This window comes from Candidatus Poribacteria bacterium, from assembly GCA_016866785.1.
In the GTDB taxonomy this organism is placed as follows: domain Bacteria; phylum Poribacteria; class WGA-4E.
In genome coordinates this window covers 1-5,837 of the sequence record VGLH01000184.1, presented here as the reverse complement: position 1 = coordinate 5,837, position 5,837 = coordinate 1, and the positions used below count along the sequence as shown (strand labels likewise).

4 protein-coding genes are annotated in these 5,837 nt (G+C 65.6%); 3 read left to right on the top strand and 1 reads right to left on the bottom strand.

All coding sequences use genetic code 11. The features are described from left to right. Positions 1 to 811: Gfo/Idh/MocA family oxidoreductase (locus FJZ36_17705; GenBank protein MBM3216734.1), on the bottom strand; the 811-nt coding region annotated here is incomplete at its 3' end. Positions 812 to 952: 141 nt separating this feature from the next. On the opposite strand from FJZ36_17705, the gene coaD reads away from it, so the two are divergent. From coaD to FJZ36_17690, 3 genes are all read left to right on the top strand, one after another. After that, positions 953 to 1,513: a pantetheine-phosphate adenylyltransferase gene (coaD, locus tag FJZ36_17700; protein MBM3216733.1), complete on the top strand. Its 561-nt coding sequence runs from the start codon at positions 953 to 955 to the stop codon at positions 1,511 to 1,513. A 4-nt stretch (positions 1,514 to 1,517) separates the two neighbouring features. Then, positions 1,518 to 4,592 carry a hypothetical protein gene (locus FJZ36_17695; protein MBM3216732.1) on the top strand — a complete coding sequence of 1,025 codons (3,075 nt, stop codon included), beginning with the start codon at positions 1,518 to 1,520 and terminating at the stop codon, positions 4,590 to 4,592. Positions 4,593 to 4,649: 57 nt separating this feature from the next. Further along, positions 4,650 to 5,837: VWA domain-containing protein (locus tag FJZ36_17690; GenBank protein ID MBM3216731.1), on the top strand; the 1,188-nt coding region annotated here is incomplete at its 3' end.

Genomic DNA, 5,837 nt, shown 5'->3' with positions numbered 1-5,837 from the left:
TGCCGTGGGTGTCGAACGTATGCACCTCGATGGCGTTGCCGTTGCCCCGCGAGCGTATCTTGCCCTTCGACCCGTGGACCTCGAACTCATAGCCGCTGGCGGGGTTCATCGTTCCGTTCACGCCGTTGGCGAATCGAAAGTAGCCGTTCAGGATGGAGGGATCGGAGTCCGTGCGGTTGTCGCCGAAGTCGGCGGGTTCGACGGCGGCGTGCCCTTGCGCGAAGCGCACCTCCGGGTCGCCCGCCAAGAAGAGGAGCATGTCGGTCGTGTGCGTGTGCGTCCAGAGCGCGCTCCCGGACGAATAGGCGCAGATGGACTGCACGTCTCCGACGACGCCAGCCTCGATCAGCTTGCGGATCTGCCAGAACGAGTCCTGGTAGCGCCGGTTCACGCCGAGGTTCAGGTGAACCCCGTGCGTCGCGCACGCGGCGCGGATGGCATCCGCTTCATCCATCGAGCAGCACAGCGGCTTCTCGACGTAGATGCCCTTGACGCCGTTCTCGGCAGCGAAGACCGCGATGTCGGCATGCGAATCGGGTCGCGTCGTGATGCTGACGATGTCGGGTTTCTCCCGCGCGATCATCTCTCGATAGTCGGTGTATCGCGCCGCCACGTGCCAACGGTCGCCCAGAGCGTCCACCTTGGTTCGGACCACATCGGCGGCGGCGATGAGGGCGGTCTGCCGGGCGGCGACGTAGGCTCCAGCGTGGCAGTAGGGCGGTACGAACCCCGGATGGTTCGTCAGCTCATCGTCGATGAAGCCTCCCATGCGTCCGCAACCGACGATGGCGGCTCTGAGTTCGCGTGCCATGGTCTCTCCTTCGGTCCACGGAATCCCCGACGTCCGAGGCACGATAAGCGTTCGCGGAGCGAGCCGCAAGGCGGCGGCTTCCGGCGTGCCGCCCGTCGTGCTAGAATGGAGCGCCGTCGCTCGTGACCGATGGGAGCTACCATGCCCGGACGAATCGCGTTGTTCCCCGCGAGCTTCGATCCGATCACCAACGGACACGTGGATATCATCACGCGCGCGCTGGCGATGGATGTGTTCGACGCGCTCGTGCTCGCCGTCGGGGTCAATCCGGCGAAGCCGGCGCTGTTCACCGTAGCCGAGCGGTTCGACCTGCTGCGACTCGTGATGCAGGACCTGCCCTACGGCGAGCGCGTTCGAGCCGAGACGCTCGACGGGCTCATGGTGGAACACGCTCGCCAGATCGGCGCGAGTGCCATCGTCCGAGGCATCCGCTCTCCGCTCGACTTCGAGTACGAAGCTCAGATGGCGTTCCTGAACCGCCATCTCGCGCCGGAGATCGAGATCGTCTTTCTGATCGCCGATCCGCAATACGCGTTCCTCAGCTCCACGCTCGTCAAGCAGGTCGCCGAGATGGGCGGCGACCTCGAAGGCCTCGTCCCAGGGGTCGTCATACGGGCGCTTCGGGAGCGCGTGCAGGCAGATAAGACGCGCGCCTCTAGGCGATGGAGACCGCCGCGATCCAGCTCGCCATCGTCCGAGTGAACCCATGAACCTGGAACGCGACCTTAACCCTCGACAGCGCCAAGCGGTCACGTTCGGCGATTCGCCGCTGCTGGTTCTCGCCGGTCCTGGCACCGGTAAGACGCGCGTGATCACCTACCGCGTTGCGCACCTGGTTCAGGTGGACCGAGCTCGTCCGGATCATGTTCTCACGCTCACCTTCACGAACAAGGCGGCGCAGGAGCTTTCCGACCGCGTTCACTCGCTCCTTGGCAGCAGCATCGCCGGGGAGGTGTGCGTCGGGACGTTCCACACCATCTGCTCGCGCCTGTTGCGAGAGTGCGCACCGACGCTCGGTCTCCGAACGGACTTCGCGATCTTCGACCAGGAGAGCCAGGACGCCATCCTCGCGGAAGTTCTGCGGCAGGTTGGCGTCGACAGCAGTCCGTGGACCGTGGCACGGGTTCGCGACCTGATCAGCCTTGAGAAGACAGCGTTGCGCGACCCGGCACAGGCGGTCTTCGAGGTTTGGGACGACGAAGGCACGCCCATCGAGAGCCCCCACACGCGGGAACAGCTCCGAATCGCCGTCGCCGCGTATGTTGAGCGGCTTCGCAGCCACAGTGCGTTCGACTTCGACGACCTGCTCGCCGTCACGACCGAAGGTCTGCGGATGCACGAGTCGATCCGTGACCGCTACCGCGACCGGTTCCGATACGTGCTCGTGGACGAGTATCAGGATATCAACTGCGCCCAGTACGAGTTCCTGCGAGCGCTCGTGGGTCCGCCGCACCGCATCACGGCAGTCGGCGACGAAGATCAGAGCATCTATCGGTGGCGTGGGTCGAGCCCGGAGTGGCTCCGGCGGTTCCGTGAGGATTTCCAGCCCAAAGTCGTCGAGCTCGAGCAAAACTATCGCTCGACCAAGATGATCTTGGACGTCGCGGGCAAGGTGATCGCCAACAACCGTCGAGGCGGAGTCAGCCAGTTGGTCACCGACAGCGATGTGGGCGACCTACCCTACGCGTACCGTTTCGCCGACGAGGAGGCTGCAGCGTCTGGCGTGGCGAAGCTGGTCCGCAGGCTTCACCGTGAAGCCCACGTCGCGTACCGCGACATCGCCGTGTTCTACAGGCGTCATTCGAACGCCGATCTGTTGTCAGATCGGCTGACGAAGGAAGGCATCCCGCATCAGAGGATCCTGCCCGCTTCCCATGTCTTCGACGGCGAGGAGGCAGGAGTGGTGTCATGGCTCCGATACCTCACGTTCGGTCTGGACGCGAATCTGCTGGATGCGCTCCGGTTCCCGACGGACGTGTTGGACGAGTGGTCGCGCGTGTGGCTCCAAGCGCGGGCGAACCGAATGAGCCTGCGGCTCGCCGAGTCCATCGAGCGTGAGAACGGAGACATACCCCCGCTCACTCGCGTCTCGCTAATCCGGGCGCTTCGGCGACTCGACGGTCTGGGCACACAGATCGACGGCAGCTCGGCGGCGGACGCGGTGCGCGCGCTTCTCGAAGAGCTCGATCTGCATCGCAGCCCCTTCGATCTCGCCAGCGAGGAGCCCGAAGTGGGAGGGGACCTGATCGCGCTGGATGACGCTGCGGACGTCCTCCATGCAGCCGTCGCACGTGAGGAGCCGATCCATATCCACGTCGCCGGGTCGCTGGACGAAGTGTGCGCCGGGCTCGTTCTCCAGAGCGTGCTCAAAGACTACTTCGGTTGCACCGCGAGTCTCGACATCGGCGAGACTGTCGCTCTCGCTGAGGGCGTGACGCTGGTCGTGGGGCCCATCGATGTTCCCTCCGCGCCGAACCGACGCGTCATCTGGATCGGGGCCCCGGAGACCGCGTGGGCGCTTCACCTGTGTCCCCGACGCGTCGATGGCGGGCCCCATGTCGCCGCATGGGTCGCCCTGCGCCTCTGTCAACGACTGCTCGCCGCTGCGGAGAAGACCCCGGAGGAGGGTGTTGTCGTCTACGATCTCGAAACGACCGGGAACAGCCTGACCGCGTCGGAGATCATCGAGTTCGCCGCGACGCGTCTGGGCAAGCCGGAAACGACCGACCATCGTTACATCAAGCCCCGTCGATCCATCCCCCGGTTCCTGACTCAGATCCATGGGATCGGCGATTCCGATGTCGAGAACGAGCCTTCGATCGAGGAGCAGGTCGGTCCGATCCGGGACTTCCTCGGCGACGCGATCCTCGTGGGTCACAACGTCGAATCGTTCGACAACCGCCTGCTGGCTCGCGAGTTCGACAAACACCTGAAGGTTCCGCTGCACAATGCGACCTACGACACGTACACGGTCGCCAAGCGGCTCTATCCGCACGAGAACCACAAGCTCGAGTCGCTAGCGAGGAAGTTCGGTCTGGAACACGGGACGCTCCACCGTGCGCTCCAGGACGCCGAGGTGACGAAGGCGCTCTTCCGCGCCCTGAGAACCGAGGAGCTCGACCGGCGGGCGCGCACGAGCCTGCCCGAGTACCTGCCATTCGTCGCGGTCGGAATGCTGGCGCGTGGCGCATGGGAGTCCGAGGCGCTTTCGCGATGGCGGCAGGCGGCGGTGCGATGGCTGACAACTCACGACATGCGTCGCGAAGTCGCCGCGCGGCTTCCAAAGGAGCTCCGCGGCGAAGCGCGGCGGATGCTCGACACGGTGATGCGCTCCCGGGCGTCGGAGACGGCGGCGGACAGCCGATGGCATGCTCTGCGCGAACGGCTCCTGCGACGGGTGACGCAGTTCGAGGAGACGAGCGAATCGCACTCGCTACGGGATTTCCTGAACGCCCGCGCGCTGGCGCAGCCGACCGACGAGCTGGACTCGTCGAAGGATGCCGTGACGCTGATGACGCTCCATTCGGCAAAGGGAACCGAGTACCGAGCGGTCATCGTCACGACGCTCGAAGAGGGTATTCTGCCGGGGTTCCGAGCTCCGAAGGACCCGGAGCTGATGGCAGAGGAGCGACGCCTGTTCTACGTCGGTATGACACGCGCCAAGGAACGGCTCTATCTGGTATCGGCGAGGAACCGGGACGGACGCGACCGCGAGCCGTCGCGCTTCCTTTCCGAGATTCCCGCGAACCTGCTCCGGACATGGTCGGCGAACGGAGCCTGACGGACGTTCTTGACAGTACCATGCCGGGGCGCTCCTGCCGCGAGATGGGATGGTACGATGTGGGTTTCCCTGCAGAGGCGCAGCAATGCCAATCGGGCCCGTCGGTACGTCGGCGGACTGGCGATCTCTGTCGCGGTGCACCTGATCGTGGCAGCCGTCCTGAGCGTGAGGTTCCTGGCTCCGGCAGTCGAGCGCGCCGCGCGGGAGTTCACCGTCGCCGTGGTCGCGTGGACGCCGCCGAACCTGGCGCCGACGGTGCGTAAGGCTGCGCCGCCGGCAAGCCCTGCCCCGGAGCCTGCCGATGCGCCCGAACCAGAGAAGCCGTCGGCGTCGATGTCGTCGTTCGCTGGCGTCGCGGGCCCGATGGCAGTTCGCGGCGTCAGAGACCCGGCAACGCTGACAGCCCGACGGATCGAGCTCGCCGCGCGAGATGATGCTCCCTTCATTGAGCGGAACGACCGGATCGGCTCCGTCGTGGGCAATCGTCCGTCATCGCTGCCGGCGTTTTCGGCGCTGCTCGACGGCTCGGCGCGCGCCACGGGCGAAGTCGTGCCCGTGTCTCTGCCGGAGGGCAGCCTCTCCGGGCAGTCCCCGGAGGTGAGTCGTGAACCGGGCGTGACGGCTGCTCGGCGCGGGATCGGCTTCGAGAACGCCGGTGCCGGTTCCTACGGATCGAATGCCTCGCCGATCGAAGGCGTGTCGAACGGTGTCTATCGGAACCTGATGCAGGGAATCGCGCGCGGGATCGTTGCGAACACGGAAACGAGAGAACTCGACATCGTCTTCGTCGTCGATACGACGGCGAGCATGGTCGACAACGTGCGCGGCGTTCAGGCGTACGCGGACGAGTTCGTGAACCTGTTGATCGCGGATCGGCGGAACGTGCGCTTCGGGCTGGTGACGTTCGCCGATGCCGCCGTCGAGAAGCCGAAGACTCGTGGTTTCACCGAGAAATCGAGCGAGTTCCGCACATGGCTGGGCAAGGCGGAGTTCGAGGGCGGGGGTGACCTCGCAGAAAGCGCGTTGGATGCTGTCATGGAGGGAGCACGCCGCCTGAAGTTCCGCAGGAAGGCTCAGCCCTACCTCATCCTCCTCAGCGATGGGCCCTTCCACGACCGCGACCATGACGGTCAGAGCCGCTACACGCTGGACGAGGTCATCGCCGAGCTCAAGGCGGATCGGATCGTCGTGGATGTCGTCGGGCTCGATTACCTGCCCGTCAAACAACTCGCCTGGGGCACGGGT

Bases quoted from the DNA above. Each gene is read 5' to 3' on its own strand.
- coaD (MBM3216733.1), top strand. From the start codon at position 953: ATGCCCGGACGAATCGCGTTGTTCCCCGCGAGCTTCGATCCGATCACC.
- FJZ36_17695 (MBM3216732.1), top strand. From the start codon at position 1,518: ATGAACCTGGAACGCGACCTTAACCCTCGACAGCGCCAAGCGGTCACG.